The organism is Empedobacter sp. UBA7494, assembly GCF_002478465.1.
Taxonomy (GTDB): Bacteria; Bacteroidota; Bacteroidia; order Flavobacteriales; family Weeksellaceae; genus Empedobacter; species Empedobacter falsenii_B.
Genome location: NZ_DLOC01000084.1, coordinates 1 through 20912 on the forward strand (window position 1 = coordinate 1; position 20912 = coordinate 20912).

A 20912-nucleotide genomic window follows, 5' to 3' on the forward strand; every position below is an offset into this window, starting at 1 on the left:
AAAAAATTACTTGAACACCTCCAAAAGGTTCATCGTTTTGTTTAAAAAATTTCAATACATAATCAACCGCATCCAACTGATTTCGATGCAACATCGAGATTTCATCAATAATTAAGACTTTTACTTTGTCCATTTTATCACGGAAATATTTCTTGTCGCGAAGCGAAGCCAAATATCGATCAGAAACATAATCTTTTATTCCAATTCCAGCCCAAGAATGTATCGTTTGACCATTCATGTGCGTCGCAGCAATTCCCGTAGAAGCCGTTATAGCAACAGGAACGCCATATTGTTTAAGATATTGAATGTATTGATTTAACACATAAGTTTTTCCGGCACCCGCAGAACCTGTTAAAAATACATTTCGACCAGATTTTAGAATTGCCAAAGCCTTTGATTGTTGCATAACTTATGAGTGAATTTGGAGTTTTTTAAATGAAATGCAAAGATACGAAGATTGAATGAGGTGAGGAAATGCTTAATAAATTAAAAAAAAGAAAATGAATTAACTTTAAAAGCTATTGTATTTTAATTAAGCTTTTTTATTTAAGAAAAATAACTACAAAATTTTATAACAAGGATCAATCTTAATCAAAAACAAATAACCCCAAAAAATAAAAAAACCGGATAAGAAATCTTATCCGGCTTTTTTAAACTATTTAATCTACTATTTCAATATAATTTTGTCAGCACCTTCTTGAATTTCTCCAATCAACGCACTTCCATCAATAATATTCAATACTTTTTCAGCATCAGTTTGGTCAACGATGACAACCATTCCAACACCCATATTAAATGTTCCAAACATTTCGTTTTCTGCAATTCCTCCGCGTTTAGCTAATTCTTGCATCACTGTTGGTACATTTATTTTTGCTTTTTCTATTACAGCAGTTAATCCGTCATTTATAATACGAGGAACATTCTCGATTAATCCACCTCCTGTAATATGAGCAATTCCAGACATTTCGATTCCAGCATCTTTGATTTTGAAAATATCATTTTGATATAATTTTGTTGGAACTAATAATGTTTCGAACAAAGGTTTACCTTCAAATTCTTCGTTAAAATCTGGGAAAACTTTACGAACCAAAGAGAATCCATTCGAATGGAAACCACTTGATGGTAACGCAATAATTACTTGTCCAGCTTTTATTTTAGAACCATCGATAATTTCATCTCGTTCTACTACTCCAACACAAAATCCTGCAACATCATAATCACCAACTTGGTACATTCCTGGCATTTCTGCTGTTTCTCCACCAATTAATGCTGTTCCAGTTTCTTTACACGCTTGTGCAATTCCACCTACAATTTCTGCTGCGACATCAGAATCTAATTTTCCACAAGCTAAATAATCTAAGAAAAATAATGGTTTTGCTCCATGACACAAAATATCATTTGCACACATCGCGAAACAATCAATCCCAACTGTATCGTAAACTTTAGAATCTAAAGCCACACGTAGTTTAGTTCCTACACCATCGGTTCCAGATACCAAAACAGGATTTTTGTAACCTCCTAATTGGTAAAATGCACCAAAACTTCCAATTCCATTCAACACGTTTGAATTGTGTGTTGCTGCAACTGCATCTTTAATTTTCGATACCGTTTGATAACCTTCTTCCTTATCTACTCCGGCTTGTTTATATGTATTGCTCATTTTAATTATGATTTAGTTTTTCGAAATACGAGATTCGAAATTCGTATAACTTATTAATCTATATGCAAAGGTTTCACCTCTTTACATTCTTCATTAGAATAATTTACGGGATATTTTTCTGTAAAACATCCAAAACAATGTTCTTTACTTCCTAATAAATCAATCAGATTATCAACTGTTAAGAAATCTAACGAATCGACATTCAAATAATCTTCAACCTCTTTAATTGATTTATTTCCTGAAATTAAATCTGCTTTAGAAGGCATATCAATTCCTAAATAACAAGGCGCAATAATTGGAGGCGAAGCAGAACGGAAATGGATTTCTTTTGCTCCTGCTTCTTTTAAGATTTTGATTAAAAGTTTCGAAGTTGTTCCACGTACAATCGAATCATCTAAAACAACCAAACGTTTTCCTTTGATTTTATTTTTGATGGGATTCAATTTTAAGTTGACGACACGTTCACGCATTTCTTGTGAAGGAACGATAAACGAACGCGACATATAACGATTCTTAATCAAAATTGGTTCGTAAGGAATACCCGAAGCTTCTGAATAACCAATTGCAGACGGGATCCCAGAATCTGGAACACCAATTACAATATCGGCAGCAACAGGAGATTGTTCGTATAATTTTCGACCAGATTCTACACGTAAATCGTAGATTTCATTTCCTTCGATATTCGAGTCAGGACGTGCAAAATAAATGTACTCAAAAGCACAAATATTACGCTGCGTTGGTTGATTTAATGAATAAGATTTCAAACCTTGTTCATTTACAACAATCAATTCACCTGGCTCTACATCACGGATAAATTCAGCTCCGACAGCGTCTAATGCACATGTTTCTGAACAGAAAACATAGGCATCGTCCAATTTTCCTAAACATAAAGGACGAATACCATTTGGATCGCGAAAAGCTGCCATTTGATTATTCGCTAATAACAAAACCGAATAAGCTCCTTTTACCTTTTCTGTACCTTTCTGTATAGCTTCTACAATATCTAAATGCGAATATTTTTGAATAGAACGTAATAAAACCTCCGTATCCGAAGTTGCTAAAAATGGTAAACCTTCTGCTTCTAATTCAGCTCTTAATGCTTCAACTTCAATTAAATTTCCGTTATGAGCAATAGAGAAATGAGGTTTTCCATAAATATTGTACGTGTAAAGTGGCTGAATGTTACGACGACTTCCACCTCCAGCAGTTGTGTAGCGTGTATGTCCAATCGCAGCATTTCCTTGGTATTCTTCAATCTCGGCTTCCATTGTTTTGAAAACGTCCAATACCAATCCTGTTTTTTTCACCGTTTTAATGTTTCCATCTTTCAAGAAAGAAACACCACACGCTTCCTGTCCACGGTGTTGAAGCGCAAATAAACCAAACTGTGCAATAGAATATGTGTTGATATTATTTGGCGAATAAACCCCAAAAACACCACATTCTTCGTTTACACTATCCACAGTATCGGCTGCATATTTTTTTAATAAATTTCTTTCGTAGAAATTCGTTAAATATTCAGCTTTTAATTGGCTTTTATGTAATTTTTTATCAATCATTATAGAATGAAAAAAATGTTTATTTTAAAACTTCTGTCAAACGATTATATACTTCGTGATAAGCTTCTGAAACATCACCTAAATCACGACGAAAACGGTCTTTATCTAATTTTTTTCCTGTTTCAACATCCCATAAACGACATGTATCTGGAGAAATTTCGTCAGCTAAAATGATATTACCATCAACATCTTTACCAAATTCAATTTTAAAATCAGCTAAAATTAATCCAGCTTTTAAGAACAATTCTTTCAACGCTTCGTTAATTACTTCTGTTTGTGTGTACATTTCATCTAACTCATCATATGTTGCAGCTCCTAATAAAACCGCATGATGATCGTTGATTAATGGATCTCCTAATTCATCTTTTTTATAACAGATATCAAAAATTGTAACTGGAGATTTCGCTCCTTCTTCTAATCCTAAACGTTGAGCCATAGACCCAGCTACATAGTTGCGCACAACCATTTCAATTGGAATAATTGATACTTTTTTCACCAATTGCTCACGATCATTCAACTGCTCGATGAAATGAGTTTTAACTCCTTTTTCAATCAAATAGTTGAAAATTAAAGTCGAAATTTTGTTGTTCATTTCTCCTTTGTCCTCAACAGTTCCACGCTTTTGTGCATTAAATGCAGTCGCGTCATCTTTGTAATACACAATTACTTTGTCTGCCTCCTCTGTTGAGTAAACTTGTTTTGCTTTCCCTTCGTAAATGAAGTCTTTTTTTGTTAAGCTCATCGTTGTTTGTTTTTTTCGAAGCTCGATTTTCAAAATTCGAAGTTAAAATTCATATAACTTCTAATTTCTAGTTTCTAACTTCATTACATCGTTTTTTTTTGTTTTGTTTGAAATGAAAAAGTCCACTTCGTGTTTGTTGTTTGTTTTGAAAATTAACTTGTTCAAGGTTAACTTTCGAGATTAATTTCGATTGGTTCAGGATCGAAATTGGTATTAGTTTGTTGTTTGTTTTTTTTTTTTTAGTATTTAGATGTTAGATATTTAGATTTTTTTCTCCTACCTTATTTCTAACTTCAAAATTCCTTATTTTATTTTCAATGTCGAGCTTAATCCAGTTCAGCTTCTCACTTTTTTAAGATGACTTCCTGAAACAAGTTCAGGATGACTCAAACTTTATTCTTCAATTGTCATTCTGAATGAAGCCTTGGCGTAATGAAAAATCTTTTTAGATTCCTCGACAAGCTCGAAATGACATTTTTTATTTAATTTTTCAGAAGTTAAATTTTCTAATATCTAACTTCTAATATCTCATATCTATAATCTACCCTCTAAAATACTCCACCGCATTTTTGAAGATATTCATATATCCATTTCCTGGAATGTTCTTGAATAATCCTTCTTCGTAACGCTCTGGATGTCCCATTCGCCCGTAAACTTTTCCACAAGGCGATACAATTCCTTCTACCGCAAACGTAGATCCATTTGGATTATAAGGCATTTTTCCAGCTAATTTTCCGTCCAAATCAACAAACTGAGTAGCAATTTGTCCTTTATCAATTAACTTCTCTAATTCAACCTCATTTGCAACGAAACGACCTTCTCCATGGGAAAATGGAATCCAGAATTCTTGTCCCTCCATTCCTTTTAACCAAGGTGAATGCGATTTATTCACTCTCACTTTCGCTAATTGTGTAATGTGACGACCAATTTCGTTGAACGTTAATGTTGGTGTATCTTCTTCTAAATCTTGAATACGTCCATAAGGCAATAATCCTGATTTAATCAATGCTTGGAAACCATTACAGATTCCTAAAACCAATCCATCGCGCTCTAATAAATTGTGAATTGCATTTTTGATTTTCTCATTACGTAAAACCGTTGCAATAAATTTACCTGATCCATCTGGCTCATCAGCAGCTGAAAAACCTCCTGGTACAAAGAAAATATTGGCTTGATTGATTTCATTTACAAAAGCAACAACTGATTCTTCAACATCTTGTTGTGTTAAATTACGGAAAGGCAAAGTCGAAACAATAGCTCTTTCTCTACGGAACGCTTTTGCTGAATCATACTCTGAATTTGTTCCTGGGAAAATTGGAATGAAAACTTTTGGGTTTTCTACTTTATGATCTGCGAAGGCAAAACAAATTTGCTCTGCTTTTAAATCTTTTTCTTCAACAACTGTTTCAGTAGTTGATTTATATGGAAACAATGAATTGAATGTTTCTTTCCATTGTTGTTTTAATTCTTTCAAATTAATTTCTTCTCCATTAAAGTTGAATGAAGTTGAATCATTTGTTTGACCTAAAACATGATAATTTTGAGCAATTTCAACAGGAATATTTAAATCATCTGAATGTTCAATTACAATCGAAGCTGGATAATATTTTGCTAAATCTAAATCAGTCTTGATTTCAAATCCGATTTCATTGCCAAAAGCCATATTCGCTACAGTTTCTGCAATTCCACCAAATTTAACCGTCATCATTGATTTTACATCAGCATTAATTGTTCCGATAAAATCAAAAATAGCTTTTGTATTTGCTTCGTCGATTAAATAATCTTCTGTTAATGTTGGAATAAAAACTGAAAGTTTAGAATTCTTTTCAACTAAAGTTCCTTGTACAATTTTTTTAGCCAAAGAAGGTGCAACTGCAAAAGAAATCAACGTTGGCGGAACATCAATATCTTGGTAAGAACCAGACATCGAATCTTTACCTCCAATTGCAGGAATTCCGAACTGTTTTTGTGCTTCAATCGTTCCTAATAAGGCCGCAAATGGTTTTCCCCAACGCGTAGCTTCATCACGTAATTTTTCAAAATATTCTTGAAAAGTTAAACGAATATCAGCGTAATTTCCGCCAGCAGCAACAATTTTTGTCATCGAATCAATTACCGCAAAATAAGCTCCGTGATAATTTGACCAACGAGAAATTGTAGGATTGTAACCAAATGAAGCAATAGAAACTGCATTTGTAAATCCGTCTGTTGGGAATTTTTGTACCGAAACATCTTCTGGTGTATCCATTGTTTGTCCACCAAAAGCATTCAAAATAGTAGAACGTCCAACGTTATTGTCAAACATTTCTACCATACCTTTTTGCGACGCATGATTTAACTCTTGCATCATTGCAATAAAAGCTTCTTTATTGAAGGCTTTATTCTCAAAAGGATTTGTATATTCTTCGTCCGTAACTTCGATTTTAGCTTGTTTGCGAACGCCATTTGTATCTAAAAATTTACGGTCTAATTCAACAATTTTTGTTCCTTTCCAAACCAAAGTCATTGTATCATCTCCCGTTACCTCTGCAACACAAGTCGCATCAAGGTTTTCTTCTTTTGCTAATGCTATAAATGTTTCCACATCTTTTGCCTCAACCGCAACAGCCATACGTTCCTGAGATTCAGAAATCGCTAATTCTGTTCCGTTTAATCCAGCATATTTCAATGGAACTAAATCTAAATCAACATTAATTCCTCGTGCAATTTCACCAATTGCAACAGAAACACCTCCCGCACCAAAATCGTTACATTTTTTGATTAATGCTAAAACGTCTGGATTACGGAATAAACGTTGAATTTTACGTTCAACAATTGCATTTCCTTTTTGAACTTCTGCTGATAAATCGTCTAATTTTAAACCATCGTGTGTTTTAGATGAACCTGATGCTCCACCTACTCCATCACGACCTGTTGCTCCACCTAATAAAATAATTCGGTCACCTGAAACGGGTTCTTCACGACGAACATATTCTTTTTTTACAGCTCCAGCCACAAAACCAACTTCCATGCGTTTTGCTTTGTATCCTTCATCGTAAATTTCTTTCACAAAAGTTGTCGCTAAACCAATTTGATTTCCATAAGAACTGTATCCGTTTGCTGCTTCTTTAGAGATTTTACGTTGTGGTAATTTACCTGGTAACGTATCTTCAATTTTTTCTAAAGGATTTGCAGCACCTGTAATACGCATAGCTTGGAAAACGTAAGAACGTCCACTCAAAGGATCGCGAATTGCTCCACCAACACATGTCGAAGCTCCACCAAATGGCTCAACTTCTGTTGGATGATTATGTGTTTCGTTTTTGAATTGTAATAACCATTCTTCTTCAACACCATCTACATCGATTGGAACGACAATAGAACACGCGTTGATTTCTTCTGAAACATCTATATTTTTTACAACTCCTGTACGAGAAAGATATTTTCCCATAACAGTTGCTAAATCCATCAAACGAATTGGTTTTGTAGTTCCTAATTCTTGACGAACTTGTTGGTAATAATCGAATGTTTTTTGAAGTGTTTCGTTAAATTTAGAATTAAATTGAACATCTGTAATCTCTGTCTCAAAAGTTGTATGACGACAGTGATCAGACCAATATGTGTCTAAAACTTTTAACTCAGTTTCGGTTGGATTACGATTGATTGATTTGAAATAGTCTTGAATAAAAACTAAATCATCCATTTCTAATGATAATCCGAATTGGTTGTAAATTTCTTGTAGTTTATTTTCGTCAGCAGAAATAAAACCTTCAATAATTGGAACTTCTGTAGCTTGTGGATTTGCTGGAATTTCCATTTTTGAAAGATCTTTCTCGCGCGACTCAATTGGATTGATTAAGTAATCTTTTACTTTCTTTAAATCTTCCGCAGACAAATCATCATTGAAAACATATAATAAACCAGATTTTACGGTTACATTTTCAACATTCATCAACACTAAACATTGTTCCGAAGAATCATCGCGTTGATTGTATTGACCTGGTAAAAATTCGGTTGCAAAATAGTTTTTAGAAGAAGGAATGCTTTCGTTAACTGCGTCTTCTACGTATTTAAAAACAAAATCTGTCACAGGATCAACAAACACCTTATTTTGAACCTCTTGTAATTGGCTTTCTTCTATATTAAATAGATCATAAATAACAAAAACCTTGCACACAATTGTAGGTACAAGGTTTTTGAGTTCTATTGTAGTCTTCTGACTGATAACGTCAAAATTCGATTTCTTCTGAATGAAAAGTCTTTGGTTCATTGTATTGTTTGCTGTACTATTTGGTTTAATGTGTTTAAACCATTTGTATCATCTACATCAACAAACAAACTATTTTCTAACGAGAGTGGTTCAAGACTCATTTTGTAGAAAAAAAATTCATTTGTAGTGGCAATTTTTTATGGTCTGCCGTAGAGACGCTCAACCTTATTATGAGCTATACAAATGTTGTAAACTTTAAAAACTAAATCACCTTTAAAAGTGAACTGCAAAATTAAACATTTTAATTAGTAAAATCAAATCTAAATCAACAATATTTTATTTAATTTTTGGGTTAGATATTTTTCTTAAAATTTAAGCATGATTATCAATCAAATGTCCCATTTTATAACAAAAAAATCCTTCTCAAAATTGATAAGGATTTTCTGTTTTTAGTAATTATCTTGTAATTGTCAAATCGTATTCGTTGTCTGATTCATCATATTTATATGATAATTTCATATTAAAATCTTGCATAAACTTTTTGCAAAATGTTTCTATATTTAATGAATCTGGAAAAGTAGCTTTGTTAACTGTCATAAACAAAGTTGTCCAACTTGTATTGTCTTTAAAAATTGTAGAGAATCTTTTCTCCCAATATGTTAAAAACTTTTCTTCTTTTTCATTGATTAATATCTCTTCCATTATACCTACTTTATAAACCAATTACAAATTTACAACTATTTCTAATCAAAACCATTTTTTCACGAATTATTAACGTTTTCTGCCTCTATCTTTCATTCAAGAATCGCAAACTTAAGATTCGCTTAAGATTCACTTTTTCATGTTAATAATCTATTAAATATCAAGACATTTGAACAATAATTCAAAAACAAAATGTTTACAAATAATTTAAAAGGACGTTACAGTATTTTACTATTTTTCAGTTCGTTATTTATTCTAATTTCATTTATTCTACGCCTAATTTTTGCGATTTGGGTAAAAAGTGATTTCGACTGGAATATTGGTTCGTTGTTACACACTATTTTTTACGGATTAGTGTACGACATTAGTGTTGTAAGCTGTTTCACGTTATTCTTGTCATTTTATTTTATGATTTTACCCAACAAATTCGTCAATTCATTATTTGATCGAATTTTCGTGTATTTCGTTTATACATTGTATTTGGTAATCATTTATTTCACATTTTTTGCCGAAATTACATTTTGGGACGAATTCAAAAGTCGATTCAATTTTATTGCGGTCGATTATTTAATTTATACGTACGAAGTTGTTAAAAATATTCAAGAATCATATCCATTACCTGTTTTAATTAGCGGAATTGTTTTAATTACAGGCTTGACAATTTTCGCAACAAAAAAAGGTTACTTCTTTTACAACACATTCCATAACAAACCAAAAACAAGCCAAAAAGTTGGCGTTTTTGTGTTCAATTTACTACTTGCGGCTGGCTCATTGTTTCTTTTAAATAATGATAGTAGTTCAACTTCAGAAAACCGATACAACAACGAAATTTCTAAAGCCGGAATTTTTTCTTTCTTTTCTGCTTTCCGAAATAATCATTTAAAATATGATGAACATTATAAATCTATTCCGATTGAAGATGCTTTTGCTGTAATGAAATCTGAATTGCAAGATTCGAAAACTGTTTTCGATCAACAATTCAAAAATCCAATACGAAGAACAATTTTAGCGAGTAATCCATCACAACCAGAACAAAAACCAAACGTGATTTTTGTGTTAATGGAAAGTATGAGCGCTTCATTTTTGCAAGAGCAATTCAACGGAAAATCAATCACTCCAAACCTTAATGATATTGCAAATAACAGCATTTATTTTTCGAATATGTTTGCCAACGGAACGCGTACTGTTCGTGGAATGGAAGCTGTTACATTATCAATTCCTCCTACGCCTGGAAACAGTATTGTAAAGCGTGTTGATAATCAAAATTTATATACCATTTCGAATGTTTTCAAAGCAAAAGGTTATCACAATATGTTCTTTTATGGTGGCGATGGATATTTTGACAATATGAATGCGTTTTATGGTGGAAATGGTTTTGACATTTACGATCGCGGTCGTGGTAGCGTTTTGAGTGATAAAATCAATACTAATCGATACAATATTAATGATGATGAAGTTACTTTTGAGAATGCTTGGGGAATTGCAGATGATGATATTTACAGAAAAGTGATCAAAGTTGCAGATGAAAAATACAAAACAAAACAACCATTTTTTGCTTTCGTAATGTCAACTTCAAACCACAAACCTTATACGTACGAAGATGGAAAAATTGATATTCCGTCTGGAACTGGTCGTCCTGGAGCTGTAAAATATGCCGATTATGCAATTGGAGATTTAATTGCAAAAGCGAAAACAAAACCTTGGTTCAGCAATACCGTTTTTGTGTTTATTGCCGATCACTGTGCAAGTAGCGCGGGCAAAGATGCAATTGATGTAAAAAACCATCACATTCCGGCATTTATCTATAATTTAAAATCGCACACAAACGAAAATGTCACAAAAGAAGTTTCTCAAATTGATATTTTCCCAACGTTATTTTCGTTGTTCAATTGGAAATATACATCTCAATTTTATGGAAAAGATATTTTTGATCCGCAATACAAATCGCGTTCTTTTGTTGGTACGTATATTAAATTGGGAATGAAAAAAGGCGAAGATGTTTCGATTTTATCCGATCAAAAGAAAATCAATCAATACAAATGGATTGATAAAAATTTAATTGATACGAAAATCGATTCTATTTTCGAGCGTTCTATCATATCTAATTATCAAACAGCCGATTATTTATTTAGCAATCATTTATTAAATGAAAAATAAAATCATTTTTATCATCAATCCTATTGCTGGAAAGGGAAAAGGACGAATGATTGAAACTGAAATTCAACACTATTTTAGTCAAAAAAATGTTGAATTCGAAACATTTTTGACTGAAAGTATTGGTCACGCAACTGAAATTACAAATCAAGTTCTGACAAAAAATCCTAATATAATCGTAGCTTGTGGCGGTGATGGAACGATAAACGAAATCGCTCAAGCCTTGGTTGGCAGCAATGTTACATTGGGGATTATTCCGATTGGTTCCGGAAATGGATTAGCGGCGAATTTACACATTCCTAAAACCACAGAAAAAGCTTTTGAGACGATTTTGAATGCAAAAATCAATAAAATTGATGCAGGAAAAATCAACGAAAATTACTTTTTTAGCAATATGGGATTGGGAATTGATGCAGATGTAATTAACAATTATGCGCAAACCAAAACCAGAAATTTTTTGGGATATGTAACTGCCAGTACAAAAGCAATTTTTAACTTTCAACCGAAAAAATTTAGCATCAAATTAGACAATGAACATATATTAGATGATGATTTTTATTTTGTGTTCTGCTCTAACTCTAACGAAGCGGGTTACGGCATCTCATTTTCACCCAATGCAAAATTAAATGATGGAAAATTAGACTTTCTTGCAGTAAAAAAGCTTAATTTTATACAACAAATTCAGTTTTCGGCTAATGTTTTAGGAAAACGAATTGAAAAAATGAAGCAAGCAAAAGTATTGCAAGTCAATTCAGTAAAATTCAATTCCAAACAACCAAAAACAATTGCTCAAGTTGATGGTGAAGCCGTTATTTTTAACCAAAATTCTATTGAAGTTTCGATTGTTCCGAATGCTTTGAATGTTATTGTTCCGAATTAGAAAATGAACAAACCAAAAGTTTTAATTGTTGAAGATGAATTGGGAATTGCCAATTTTATGCTTCAAGGTTTAGAAGAAGAAAATTTATCGCCAACGCACTGTTTAAGTGGTGAAGATGCCTTAGTGAAAATAAATAACCAGAAATTTGATGTTATTTTATTGGATTGGATGATGTTAAATATTTCTGGATTAGACGTTTGTAAAGCAATCCGAAATTCTGAAAATATGAACCAAAAAACACCCATTATTTTCATTACAGCGAAAGATACAGTTCAAGATACGATTGAAGGTTTGAATGCTGGTGCAAATGATTACATCAAAAAACCGTTTGATTTTAATGAATTAGTAGCGCGAATAAACGTTTATCTTCGTCAAAATGAATCGAATAATCTTTTAAATTTCGGAAATATTTCAATCAATCCAGAAACACATCAGACTTTTTTAGACAATAATTTAGTTGAATTAACATTAAAAGAATTTCAACTTTTAGCTTACCTTTTCAAAAATAAAAACCGAATTTGTACACGCAAAGAAATCATTGAAAACGTTTGGGACATTCACTTTGAATACGATACAAGTGTAATTGATGTTTTTATTAACGCGATTCGTAAAAAATTAAATCTAAAAAAAGACGATCCGCGCTTACATACTATTCGTGGCGTGGGTTATATAACAAACGATGTTTAAAAAATTATCTGTAAAAAATAGAATTGCAACCTTTTACAGCATTTTATTTTCTGCTGTTTTACTCATTATTTTTGGGTTAATTTTCTTTGTTGTAAATAGGGGAATTAACAAAACAATGTACGAAACGTTGGAGGAAGAAATTAACAGTCACGTCGATTATGTTTTACACGAACCTACATTAGAAAACTTCGTTCAACCGCGCGAATGGGAAGAAGTAGAACATACAGACATTGCGCTGAATCCTGTTTTTATCTCAATTTATGATAAAAATTTCAACTTAGTTGAAAGTTCTCCAAACATGGTTCAAAATCAATTGGATTGGAACAATGAAGAACCAGAAAACAAGCCATTTTATGCTGAATATAATTCAATTCAGTTATTAATTTCTCAAGCAAAATTGATTCATCATGGCGAAGTTGTTGGTTATTTAGTAATAGGCGTTTCTACAAAACACAATCAATTAGCATTAGATTATTTAAAAACCGCCTTACTTATTATCTTTCCTATTTCGGTTTTATTGACGTTTCTTTTAGCTCGTTTTATTGCGGCTAAATCGATTAAACCTGTTTTCAATGTTATTCATACAGCGCAATCGATCACCGAAAATAATCTTTCAGAACGCATTCAATTACCTAAAAATAAAGATGAATTATTTCAACTTTCAGCGACAATAAATTCACTTTTAGATCGATTAGAGTTTCAAATTTTAAAAGCTAAACAGTTCTCGGCTGATGCTTCACATGAACTTCGAACACCTTTGGCGATTATAAAAGGAACCTTGGAAATTTTGATTCGACACGAACGCACGCCTGAGCAATACAATGAAAAAATAGATTACACATTGAAACAAGTGAATCGTTTGGATCGTTTGGTAGAGCAATTTTTGTTGATTTCTCGTGTAGAAAATAATAGTTTAGAGTTGAAAACTTCTTTATTTGAGCTAAAAACCGAAGTTTTAAAATCAATTGAACGTTTTGATGTTTTATTACAAGAAAAACAAATTTCTGTCGATACAGAACAACTTCAAACTTGTGAAATTGATAATTACCAAGAATTTTTTGAGATTATTATAGATAATGTTTTATCAAATGCTATAAAATATTCTAACTTAAAAGGTCAAATAACAATTCTTTCTAACATCGAGAACAATTCTTATGAATTGATTTTTGAAGACAATGGAATTGGAATGAATCAAGAAGATTTAAAATTTGTTCAAGAACGATTTTTCCGTATTCAAAATGATTCAACATTCCATATTTCTGGTTCTGGATTAGGACTAAATATCGCGACACAGTTAGCTAAAATAGCTGACATTAAAATGCGAATTGAGAGTACCCAAAATATTGGAACTAAGATTATTTTAACGTTGAATATTTAAAATTTTTAAGTAACTTCAATTCATCTAAAATATCAAAATGAGTCAACACGAATATACAAACGGAGAAATCACTATAATCTGGAAGCCTGAATTATGTCAACATGTAGGTATTTGCGTAAAACTACTTCCAAATGTATATAATCCGAAAGAAAAACCTTGGCTAAAGCCAAAAAATGCAAGTAGTGACGAACTTATCAAACAAGTTCATCAATGTCCTTCAGGTGCGTTGAGTATAAAAAATTAAAATAACAACCAACGAACTGAGAATTAATCATCTTTTGAAACGATTTGCCTATGAACCAAATCTAAAAAAATATATAATAAAAGACTGGTTTTTAATTAAAGAAAGACTTTTTCGGATGTTTTTTTGGAACATACAGTTTTTCGACCGTCTCAATATTTACGGAATATTCTTGAATAAAAAAAGCAATCCAATTGGATTGCTTTTTTACTATTATATGAAATTGATTAATTCACTTTACTTAATGTACGAATTCTAATTTCTTGTAAAACATCTTCTACAGACATTCCTACATATGCACCTTCTTCTACAATTGGGTACAATTGATCATAAGACATAATACGCGTATTGTCGATACGTAAATTTACGTGAGAACGATTGAAATCTCTGTGAGATTTAACACCTGTTGCAGAAATTAATTCAGATAATATATGCATTGTTTTCTTGTGGAAATTATACATACGAGTTGCTTTATCTTCTACATCTAACCCTTTCATCAATTCACGATCTTGGGTCGCAACACCAACTGGACATGTATTTGTATTACATTGTAAAGCTTGGATACATCCTACAGCCATCATCATAGCACGAGCCGAATAAACTAAATCTGCACCAATCGCCATTGCACGAGCAATGTGGAAAGAAGAAATAATTTTTCCAGAAGCTACAACACGAATATCTTTTTTAAGACCATAACCACGTAAAGTATCAACTGCGAAAGCTAAACCATCTAACAAAGGCATACCTAGAGAGTTAGAGAACTCTACAGGAGCAGCTCCAGTTCCACCTTCACCACCGTCAATTGCGATATAATCTGGTTTGATACCCGTTTTAATCATTGCTTCACAAATTTCGATAAACTCACGTTTAATCCCTATACACAATTTGAAACCAACTGGTTTTCCACCTGATAATTCTCTTAATTGTTTGATGAAATGTAACATTCCTTCTGCATCAGAGAAAGCTGAATGAGATGGAGGAGAATCAACAGTTGTATATGGTTCTACAGCACGAATCTTAGCGATTTCTGGAGTATTTTTATTTGCTGGTAAAATTCCTCCGTGACCTGGTTTTGCACCTTGAGAAATTTTTAACTCAATCATTTTTACATTTGGTAAAGTAGCGCGTTCTACGTACTTATCTGGATCGAAACCACCATCAGTAGCACGACAACCAAAATATCCTGTACCAATTTGCCAAATCAAATCTCCACCTGGCTGTAAGTGATATGGAGAAATTCCCCCTTCACCTGTATTGTGCGCAAAATTTCCTAATTTAGCACCTTTGTTCATCGCTAATACAGCATTTTCACTTAACGAACCGAAAGACATTGCAGAAATGTTTAATAAACTTGCTAAATAAGGTTGTTTACATTCACTTCCACCAACTTTTACACGTGGATCATCAGCATGTTTGATTTTTCCAGCATACATCGAATGATTTAACCACTCATATCCTGGTTCATAAACATCTAATTGCGTTCCAAAAGGAACTGTGTCAATTACATTTTTTGCACGACGATACACCATACTACGCATCAAACGGTCAATAGGCTTTCCTTCAGTATCCGTTTCAACAAAGTATTGCATAATTTCTGGACGAATACTTTCTAACAAATAACGTCCATGTCCAATAATTGGAAAGTTTCTTCTGATAGCGTGCTTTGTTTGCGAGATATCTGCAAATCCTAAAGCAATCAAAGGAAGAATAATTATTAAAGACCATAAGATACCTGGCCAAAAATAAGAGATTACTCCAATTGCAACAAGAGTAACGATAGATCCTACTACGAAAAGTTGTCTTACTTTCATAAGTAAAAATTTAAATGATTTTGATTAAAAATTTGGTGTCAAATATATCTAAAAAAACTCGGTTTAACGCCTATATTTCTGAAATAATTTCTTTTAAATTGTTGATTTCAAACGTTAGAGAAAACCCATTATTTCAAATAAGTTAACAATTATCTAATGTCGTGAAATAAAATGAAATATTATTTAGATTTTTTTAAAAGATGTTCAAACTTTTTGAGAAATGTCAAAAGAATTATTCTTTATAAACTCTCGTTAAATCTAATAATTTGATAGGTCCCATCGAAAAATTCTTAACTTTTTTATTCAAAAATAACGTCGTTTGATCATAAAATAATGGCAAAATTGGAGCGTTTTGCATCATCAATGCATCCATTTTTTGATAAATTTTGGCACGTTCGTCTGAATTATTAGTCAAAAATGCTTGTTCATACATTTTATCAAATTCACCATTTTTGTAATGTGAATAATTTGGACCTTCTGGCGCAAAGTTTTTCGAATAATATAAAGACAAAAAGTTTTCGGCATCTGGATAATCTGCTCCCCAATTTGCGCGGAACAACGTAAATTTTCCCGTTGCTTTTCCATCGCGCATCGTTGGTCCAGGTACAACATTCACTTTTATTGGTAAGCCTAATTTTGCCATTTCTGCCGCAATATATTCACAAACATCTACATATTCTTGCACAGTTGTCAGCTCGATTGGTACAATTTTTTCGTTCGTTTTTTTATAGCTATTGATTAGTTCACGTGCTTTTTCGGGAGAATATTTGTAACCACTTTCTGGCGAATAACCTGGTAAACCTTTCGGAATGAAACCTCCATCTGCTTCAAAAGCTTGACCTTTCATCATATATTTGATGATTTTGTTTTTATCAACTCCATAATTTAATGCTTGACGCAATTTCAAATCAACTGCATTGGGCGCATCAAGATAAAAACATAAATAAACGGTACTTAAATAAGGAACTTTTTGAATCGTTAAAATATTTGAATATTTTGGATTCAAATCTCCGATTGGATTTAAAATTTCATCTTTATAAGAAGGATCCAAATCTGCCATCATATCCAAATTACCTTTGATTAATTCTAAAAATTCTGAATTTTTCTCTGGTAAAAATGATAAATTAACCGCTTCTAAATATGGTAAACGTTGTCCTTTTTCATCAAACTCGAAATACTTTGGATTTTTTCTAAAAACCATTTTCACATTATCTTCCCAAATCTTAAATTGAAAAGGGCCTGTACCAATTGGATGTTTCAAGAATTCATCGTTTCCATTTTTGAATAATTCTTTCGGAACAACCGAAGCATATTTCATCGAAATTAATCCCAAAAATGCAGGATAAGCCTCTTTTAATTTAATTTCAAAAAGTGTATCATTTATCGCTTTATATGAATCAATATTATTCATAATCCAACCTCCAGAACCTCCAGCTTTCGGATCTTTTAAACGATTAAAACTATACTCGAAATCTGAAGCCGTTACAATTCGAGTCGAATCTTTTCCGAAAGCTTCATGTTTATGAAAAAAAACATCATTTCTCAAAGTAAAAGAATACGTTTTTCCATCTTCTGAAATTGTCCAAGATTTTGCAATATCAGGTTGAATTTGTAATTGATTATCAATCTTCACTAAACTGTTGTACATCAAATTACAAGCCCACGTATTGGCTTGTGTTCGCGCATTAATCGGATCTAAAGAAGAAATATTATCGTAACGATTTAGTTTAAATACTTTGTTTTCATCGATTTCAATTTTCTTAGAACACGAAAATATTGAAACGAATAACATAATGTAGATAAAGTATTTAGTCATTTTGAATAGCTGATTTATTTATGTTTCAAAACTATGGATAATTTCTTAAATTTGCAGCTATGAATAATCAAACTAAAACAGTTGCATTTCATACATTGGGATGTAAACTTAATTTTTCTGAAACTTCGACGATCGCAAGAAACTTGAAAGATAATGGATATCAGAAGGTTGAGTTTACAGATTCTGCGAATGTGTACGTAATCAATACATGTTCGGTAACCGCAAATGCAGACAAAGAGTGCAGAACGATTGTGAAAAATGCAATGAAAGCAAATCCAGAAGGTTTTGTTGTCGTTGTAGGTTGTTATGCGCAGTTGAAACCGCAAGAAATTGCGGAAATGGAAGGTGTTGATTTGGTTTTAGGAGCTGCAGAAAAATTCAATATTGCTGAATATTTAGACGATATCAATAAAAAAGAAGAAACAATTGTACATTCTTGTGAGATTGAAGAAGCCGACTTTTACGTTGGTTCTTATTCAATTGGTGATCGTACGCGTGCTTTTTTGAAAGTGCAAGATGGTTGCGATTATAAATGTACGTATTGTACAATTCCTTTGGCTCGTGGAATTTCGCGTTCGGATACAGTTGAAAATGTTATCAAAAATGCGAATGAGATTGCACAAAAAGGAATTAAAGAAATCGTGTTAACGGGTGTAAATATTGGTGATTACGGGAAAGGTGAATTCGGGAATAAAAAACACGAACATACTTTCTTGGAATTGGTGCAAGAATTGGATCAAGTTGATGCGATAGAACGAATCAGAATTTCTTCTATTGAACCAAATTTATTAAAAAATGAAACAATTGATTTTGTTTCAAAAAGTAATCGATTTGTTCCACATTTCCATATTCCATTGCAATCTGGTAGCGATGAGATTTTGAAGAAAATGAAACGTCGTTATTTATCTAATCTTTATTTAGATCGTGTAACAAAAATTCGCGAAGTGATGCCAAATGCGTGTATTGGTGTAGATGTAATTGTTGGTTTCCCTGGTGAAACAGAAGAATTGTTTATGGAAACATATAATTTCTTAAACGAATTACCAATTAGCCATTTACATGTATTTACTTATTCGGAAAGAGATAATACAGAAGCTATCGAATTTGAAGGAGTTGTTGATCAAGGAGAACGTAAACGTCGTAGTAAAATGTTACGTATTTTATCGGAGAAAAAACGTCAAGCTTTTTATCAATCTCAATTAAATTCGACTCAGAAAGTATTGTGGGAACATGATAATAAAGATGGAAAAATGTTTGGTTTTACAGAGAATTATGTGAAAGTTCAGACAGATTTTAATCCTGAATTAGTCAACGAAACACAAATTGTAGATTTGGTTAGAATCAATCACAATGGAATTGTTGAAGTAAAAATTAAAGAGTTAGAATTAGCAAAATAATATTGTAAATATTAGTTAAAAAGAAGTTCAGATATTTTGAGCTTCTTTTTTTTATTTACCTTTACATTTAGGAATGATAATTGTAGTTTTAAATAAAAAATCAAGGTCATGAAAATTATACACTTTATTTTTATAATTTTGTTGTCATTATTTGTAACAAGCTGTGGAACAGTTCAAGTAAGTACAGATTACGACAGATCATCAAATTTTGCATCATATAAAACTTATACTTTTCACCAAAAAGGATTAGATAAGTTAAAGGTTAACGATTTGGATAAGAATCGACTAATTAAAGCAATTGATGCACAAATGGCTACAAAAGGATTTACAAAAGTAAGTTCTGATGCAGACTTAGTCATTAATTTATTGACAAGTTCTAAAGAACAAATTTCTGTAAATAATAACAATTGGGGCTACGGACCTTATGGTTACTATGGAGGATATTACGGCGGAAATAGCGTTTCTTCTTATCAAGCAGGAACAATTGTAATAGACATTATTGATGATAAACGTAATATATTGGTTTGGCAGGGTGTTGGTTCTGATCTTAATTTGAGTAATATCAGTGCTAAAGCAGAAAGAATCCCGAAAGCAATTGAAGAAATTCTTGCTAAATTTCCTCCTCAACCAAAAAAATAAATTTTCGAAAATAATATAGAAAGCTCTTCATTTGGAGAGCTTTTTTCATGAAATGAAGTTTGTATTAAAAAAAGCTTTAATTTTAAACTTATTTAAACAAATTAAATAAAAAAAGTTTCGAGAAAATTATCAAATTTGGATTGCGAAAAAAATAAGTAATCATCTGGTAATCATTAGTGAGTATAAGATAAAACAATTTATTCTACCTCATTTAAGCCAAGGTAAACGAGAATTTAAAAGTAAATTTGATTTGATAAAAATAATACAACTGATTTTTAAACGTTTAAAAACAGTCTGTCAATAGAGAGAATTAAGTTTAAAAGAATATTTTTCTGACACGATTAGTTGGCAGATAGTCTATTAACCCGTAGTATATTTAGTTAATTTTTAAGTTGTTAATATTTCTATTTTGGTTTCTGTTTATTGTTTGAATAATAGTGAGCGTTAGTATTTTTGATAGTATCCTTGTTTTAAACCCTAAAAAGCTTTTAGCATTATTTTTTCTAATCTTGAACTGGTCGCATAATTGAGAGAATAACGTTTCTATCCTTTTTCTGTATTTACGAATTACAAAAGGTTGATCTTTATATTTTTTTTAACTTGTTCTCATAGTAACTTCTAGCTATATATTGTGCGATGTAAACAAATCGAATTGGTATTGTGCGGATAAAAATCCTTTATCACCTAAGAGTGAACAATTTTTAAACTGCTGTTTTACATCTTTAAGACAATGAATTTCATACACTTATACAGTACTAATATCCACACTTTGAAAGACTCCTTCCCCTGAGCAAACCCATGAATTTTATACCCGTAATAATGCATTTTCTGTGAAACACAATCACCTTTATTTGGAATTGCATAATCGGTTTCTCTGCATATTATACTACGTGTGCTTCTTGATAATTTGCAAACTTCTAAAGGCATGCTATCCACAATAAACTACTTTTCAGAAACATTCAATTTTTATGCTAACCGTTTTCGAATTCGTTCCATATGTATAAATAATCTTATTTTTCGTCTATTATAAACGCTACGTTCTATAAGTAACTTAATA

15 protein-coding genes, 1 pseudogene and 1 riboswitch are annotated in these 20912 nt (G+C 31.9%); of the genes and pseudogenes, 7 read left to right on the forward strand and 9 right to left on the reverse strand.

What is annotated here, in order from left to right:
* From B4E95_RS09965 to B4E95_RS09990, 6 genes are all read right to left on the reverse strand, one after another.
* Window positions 1-406 (reverse strand): AAA family ATPase (locus tag B4E95_RS09965; RefSeq protein ID WP_291091392.1); only part of this gene is annotated, 406 nt, incomplete at its 3' end.
* A 261-nt stretch (window positions 407-667) separates the two neighbouring features.
* Complete coding sequence (gene purM / locus B4E95_RS09970) at window positions 668-1660, reverse strand: phosphoribosylformylglycinamidine cyclo-ligase (RefSeq protein ID WP_291091393.1); 993 nt, start codon at window positions 1658-1660, stop codon at window positions 668-670.
* Between the two features lie 53 nt (window positions 1661-1713).
* A complete protein-coding gene (gene purF, locus B4E95_RS09975) occupies window positions 1714-3219 on the reverse strand; it encodes an amidophosphoribosyltransferase (protein WP_125349020.1) in 1506 nt (501 codons plus the stop codon).
* Window positions 3220-3238: 19 nt separating this feature from the next.
* Window positions 3239-3961, reverse strand: coding sequence for a phosphoribosylaminoimidazolesuccinocarboxamide synthase (gene purC, locus B4E95_RS09980; protein WP_038332381.1), 723 nt, complete (start codon window positions 3959-3961; stop codon window positions 3239-3241).
* 541 nt (window positions 3962-4502) lie between these two features.
* Complete coding sequence (locus B4E95_RS09985) at window positions 4503-8210, reverse strand: phosphoribosylformylglycinamidine synthase (RefSeq protein ID WP_291091394.1); 3708 nt, start codon at window positions 8208-8210, stop codon at window positions 4503-4505.
* 104 nt (window positions 8211-8314) lie between these two features.
* Window positions 8315-8413, reverse strand: a riboswitch (purine riboswitch).
* A 193-nt stretch (window positions 8414-8606) separates the two neighbouring features.
* Window positions 8607-8852, reverse strand: a complete 246-nt coding sequence (locus B4E95_RS09990) for a hypothetical protein (protein WP_038332385.1) — start codon at window positions 8850-8852, stop codon at window positions 8607-8609.
* Between the two features lie 192 nt (window positions 8853-9044).
* On the opposite strand from B4E95_RS09990, the gene B4E95_RS09995 reads away from it, so the two are divergent.
* From B4E95_RS09995 to B4E95_RS10015, 5 genes are read left to right on the forward strand one after another with little or no spacing between them, the layout of a single operon-like run.
* Window positions 9045-11009: an LTA synthase family protein gene (locus tag B4E95_RS09995; RefSeq protein WP_291091395.1), complete on the forward strand. Its 1965-nt coding sequence runs from the start codon at window positions 9045-9047 to the stop codon at window positions 11007-11009.
* Entirely contained in the window at window positions 10999-11886 is an 888-nt protein-coding gene (locus B4E95_RS10000) for a diacylglycerol/lipid kinase family protein (protein WP_221855535.1), read from the forward strand. Before B4E95_RS09995 ends, B4E95_RS10000 begins: the two co-directional genes overlap by 11 nt.
* Window positions 11887-11889: 3 nt before the next feature.
* Window positions 11890-12573 carry a response regulator transcription factor gene (locus B4E95_RS10005; protein ID WP_291091396.1) on the forward strand — a complete coding sequence of 228 codons (684 nt, stop codon included), beginning with the start codon at window positions 11890-11892 and terminating at the stop codon, window positions 12571-12573.
* Window positions 12566-13951, forward strand: a complete 1386-nt coding sequence (locus B4E95_RS10010; RefSeq protein WP_291091397.1) for a sensor histidine kinase — start codon at window positions 12566-12568, stop codon at window positions 13949-13951. Before B4E95_RS10005 ends, B4E95_RS10010 begins: the two co-directional genes overlap by 8 nt.
* 37 nt (window positions 13952-13988) lie before the next feature.
* Window positions 13989-14195, forward strand: a complete 207-nt coding sequence (locus B4E95_RS10015) for a (4Fe-4S)-binding protein (protein WP_291091398.1) — start codon at window positions 13989-13991, stop codon at window positions 14193-14195.
* 224 nt (window positions 14196-14419) lie between these two features.
* On the opposite strand, the gene B4E95_RS10020 is transcribed toward B4E95_RS10015, so the two are convergent.
* Both B4E95_RS10020 and B4E95_RS10025 read right to left on the reverse strand, forming a co-directional pair.
* The gene (locus B4E95_RS10020) at window positions 14420-16003 is read right to left on the reverse strand and encodes an FMN-binding glutamate synthase family protein (RefSeq protein WP_291091399.1); all 1584 of its coding nucleotides are present in this window, start codon (window positions 16001-16003) and stop codon (window positions 14420-14422) included.
* Between the two features lie 232 nt (window positions 16004-16235).
* Window positions 16236-17819, reverse strand: coding sequence for an ABC transporter substrate-binding protein (locus tag B4E95_RS10025; protein WP_291072091.1), 1584 nt, complete (start codon window positions 17817-17819; stop codon window positions 16236-16238).
* A gap of 59 nt (window positions 17820-17878) precedes the next feature.
* On the opposite strand from B4E95_RS10025, the gene mtaB reads away from it, so the two are divergent.
* Complete coding sequence (mtaB, locus tag B4E95_RS10030; protein WP_291091400.1) at window positions 17879-19216, forward strand: tRNA (N(6)-L-threonylcarbamoyladenosine(37)-C(2))-methylthiotransferase MtaB; 1338 nt, start codon at window positions 17879-17881, stop codon at window positions 19214-19216.
* Window positions 19217-19324: 108 nt separating this feature from the next.
* Window positions 19325-19855 (forward strand): DUF4136 domain-containing protein, encoded by a 531-nt coding sequence (locus B4E95_RS10035; protein ID WP_291091401.1) that lies wholly within the window; start codon window positions 19325-19327, stop codon window positions 19853-19855.
* A 376-nt stretch (window positions 19856-20231) separates the two neighbouring features.
* Here B4E95_RS10035 and B4E95_RS13190 read toward each other — a convergent pair.
* Window positions 20232-20912 (reverse strand): annotated as a pseudogene (locus B4E95_RS13190) (IS982 family transposase); the annotation flags it as partial.